The sequence below is a fragment of the Bacillus sp. 05T31 genome (assembly GCF_056396725.1).
The window spans coordinates 1-3742 of the sequence record NZ_JBFTMA010000432.1 but is presented as its reverse complement, the minus strand read 5'-3'; the positions used below and the strand labels follow the sequence as shown (position 1 = coordinate 3742).

The 3742-nt window shown below is 35.3% G+C and carries 4 protein-coding genes; 3 read left to right on the top strand and 1 reads right to left on the bottom strand.

The features are described from left to right. Both AC1DJR_RS21195 and AC1DJR_RS21190 read left to right on the top strand, forming a co-directional pair. Positions 1–470: type 1 glutamine amidotransferase domain-containing protein (locus AC1DJR_RS21195; protein ID WP_477003439.1), on the top strand; the 470-nt coding region annotated here is incomplete at its 5' end. Between the two features lie 250 nt (positions 471–720). After that, entirely contained in the window at positions 721–924 is a 204-nt protein-coding gene (locus tag AC1DJR_RS21190; protein WP_477003438.1) for a hypothetical protein, read from the top strand. Between the two features lie 52 nt (positions 925–976). Here the strand turns inward: AC1DJR_RS21190 and AC1DJR_RS21185 are convergent, their stop codons facing one another. Next, positions 977–2239, bottom strand: a complete 1263-nt coding sequence (locus tag AC1DJR_RS21185; RefSeq protein WP_429687715.1) for an MDR family MFS transporter — start codon at positions 2237–2239, stop codon at positions 977–979. A gap of 154 nt (positions 2240–2393) precedes the next feature. Between AC1DJR_RS21185 and AC1DJR_RS21180 the strand changes: the two genes are divergently transcribed. Then, positions 2394–3742 (top strand): ABC transporter substrate-binding protein (locus AC1DJR_RS21180; RefSeq protein ID WP_477003437.1); only part of this gene is annotated, 1349 nt, incomplete at its 3' end.

Sequence of the window (3742 nt, the reverse complement as noted above, 5' to 3'; positions counted from 1 at the left end):
CAGAATACACAGAGCCAGTAGAAGCTTTTAATCAAAAGGGATACGAATTAACAACTATTGAAATGGAAAAAGGTAAAACGGTACACGGTAAACAAGGAAAAAGTGAAGTCGTAATTGATAAAAGTATTGATGATGTTTCTCCAGAGAACTTTGATGCCCTCTTTATACCAGGCGGATTTTCCCCAGATATACTTCGTGCAGATGAACGTTTTGTTCGCTTTAGCAAAGCATTTATGGATGCGAAAAAACCTGTTTTTGCTATTTGTCACGGCCCCCAATTACTCATCACTGCACAAACACTTGAAGGACGCGATGTGACTGGATATAAATCCATTGCGGTCGATTTGAAAAATGCCGGTGGAAATTTTCATGATAAAGAAGTGGTTGTATGCCAAAATCAGCTAGTAACAAGTAGACAACCAGAGGACATCCCAGTGTTTATTGAAGAATCATTGCGTATATTAGGATAGTTATTATAGGTTAACCAAAGTAGCTAAATAACTACTTTGGTTAACCTTTTTATTTGTAAAAAACAAAATTAACACCATATGAAACATTTCTTCATCTTTAATGATTTTTTGAGACAGCCTCTTTTCTCGTCCCAAAATTTCTAATCACTTTTCATAGGCATTTCTCATATAGTGAAAATGACTATACGATTCCTATCCATAAGTTAATAATGATTTCGCACATATAAATAAAAAAGATAGGAGCTCTATTATGAACAACAATCCACCTGCAACGCCCCAAAACAACTCAGAAAAAAATAGCCGTGACATTAAATTGCAAACATTACGAGTCATCGGACTCATCGTCCTTATTAGTGGTTATATTCTCGTCGCTCTCTCAGAAGTAGGTGAGCTGAAAAYCTTATTAACAAACCCTAACGCCAATCCTGATTTAGCTGAAGTTGATCCGTTTTAAAAATTATATAAAAAGCGRGTCCCAGTATAACTGGTTCGCTTTTTATATAGTTTCATCCAATCTGAGAAACATTTCCTTCATTCTGATACTTCTCTTTCCCTATCGCCTTCATAAATAATAAAATACTGCTCATACCAACGATGAAATATAGAGCGCTCATGCCCCAAGATGCAATAAACGAGCCTAGCATAACACCTAATGCCCCATTCATTTTTGCCACTTGAAAGACCATTCCGTTAATCGCCATATATGAACCTCTTGCCTCATCCGGCACCATGTCCGCCATTATAGATTGACGAACCGGCACATACATCATCTCTCCTACAGTTTGGAAAAGCCCTGCAATTAATAAGATCCATAAACTATTGCTCGTTCCGAGTATTGTAAACCCAATCGTGTAAATGAATAAACCTACATATAAAATTTTCAAATCGTTGAAGCTTTTCAGCATTTTAATAAGAAGCGCTGAACATAACACAACTAAAATTGTATTCTCTGCCGATATCCAGCTGAGCATTCGAATACCTGTTAAATCGAATGTAAAACCATTCCCGAAGAAAAAGTGCACCGTTTCAAATTCCTTCTGTAAACGTATCCCTAAATAATTATTAATTTGAAACTCTAACGATAGTGTACATATACTTGCTGCACAAAAAATTAAAAACGCTCTATCTTTCATCACGACTTTATAACTATCTGCCATATCTTTTAATACATTTTTCTTCTCCACCGTTTTTCGTGCCACATACACTTCTTCCATATATACAGCCATCACATATAAAGTAATAACTGCAATAACTGTTAATCCGATAAACAATTGCAATCTATAGTTCTCAAATAGTAATCCGCCAAATATTGCTCCAATCGCAATTGATAAGTTAATAGCCCAGTAGTTAATGCTGTACATCACTTTTCGATTTTCAGGTGTACTCACATCTATTAACATCGCTTCCGTCGCTGGATTCATAAGTCCAGATCCTAAACTATTCACTAACATAAACACAAATGTTAGCCACGGTGAATCTACATAATCTGAGTTCGCAACTCCCATACAAGCTATGGAAACGACTTGTATACTTTGGCCGATAATCATTACTTTTTTACGACCGAGCCGATCTCCAACATACCCACCATATAAACCGTTAATTAATGCAGCTAGCACATTGATGAGTAATAAAGCACCAGCAATCGCACTACCTAATTTTATTGAAAAATAAATCGCCATAAATGGAAAAATCATTGTGGATACAGTGCGTGTTAAAAACGAAGTTATAATTCTGATTTTTATATTTCGGTGCATACTCCAAAATCCCATTGTTTCCCCCTCCTTATGCTTATTCATTTTACTTTGAAAAAGAGGAAGAAAAAGGTTAGAATATTCTAAAGAGTTTCCCCTTTTATCCCGCATTAACGGGCAGTAAGACCCCCACTGATTAAAGTTTCACTTTATTATAGAAGGAAGTGTATATATGAAAATTATGGACTATTACATTCGTTTAAGATTACATGCACAAGACCAACAACATATACGAAATAGCTTACAAGAATTAGCGGATGTTTTATATTGCAGTACGAAAAACGTAAAGATTTTATTAAAGAAAATGAACGAGGAGCAATTCATTAAGTGGACACCAGGGCGTGGTCGCGGAAATAAAACAGAAATTATATTTGCACATACTTTAGCAGAAGCGATTGAATCCTATACAGATGAACTGTTAACCCAAGAAAAATTAAAAGATGTCTTTCTTCTTTTAAAAGAGCCCCTTCCTCTTGCAATTCAAAAAAAGATAGAAAATAAACTACATCATCATTTTGGATACGAACCTTCAAATGATATGTATGACATATTGAAGATCCCTATATCAAGAAAGATATTACCATTAGATCCCGCTTTTACGGCTGTAACAACAGAGGGTCATCTTATTAACCAAATTTTTGATACATTAGTCATTTATAACGATATTACAGAAAAAATGGAACCACACATTGCACATACGTGGGAATTAAGYGMAGACGGGCTTACGTGGACSTTTYATTTAMGAAARGATATAYATTTTCATAACGAAACWGTTYTAACTTCTAAAGATGTACAATTTTCATTTGAAAGATTGCAGCAAGCTCAATCTCCTTACGCATGGTTAACACAGGAAATTGTTCAAATTGAAACACCATCACCACTGCAAATACGATTTCATTTAGCAAAACCTAACGTTTTTTTCTTACGTTATGTGAGTTCCATGCAACTCGCAATTTTACCGCATGATGCAGTTATTCAAAATCATCACTACATAGGTACTGGACCTTTTAAACTTACTCATTACTCTGAAGACAATATCGTACTCGAAGCGTTCACCCATTATTTTAAAGAGCGTGCGTTATTAGACCGTATTGAATTTTGGGGTATTCCTGATCATTTGCAAATAGATGCTGATTATGAACTACCAAATGAAGAGGAAAATGAAAGGCATGATATACAAATAGAAGAAATAGGTTGTATTTATGCTAGCTTCAACTTTACAAAACCTGGTCCCCACCACGACATTTATTTTCGTAAAGCTTGGAGAGAAATGTATGACGTTAAAACGATACTTTGTAATATAGAGGGGCGACGAACCATTGCTGCATCAAGCTTTTTTCCTGAAAGAAGCCGCCAAGTTCCTAACAGGTCCTACTCTTTAGAAAAAGCGAAAGATTATTTAAAAAAGAGCACCTATAATGGAGAAACGATACATATTTATTTCTTCGCATTTAAAGATAGTGCAAATGATGCACATTTCCTAAAAGAACGCTGCGAACAATTAGGAGTACACCTAGAACT

Bases quoted from the DNA above. Each gene is read 5' to 3' on its own strand.
- AC1DJR_RS21185 (WP_429687715.1), bottom strand. From the start codon at position 2,239: ATGGGATTTTGGAGTATGCACCGAAATATAAAAATCAGAATTATAACT.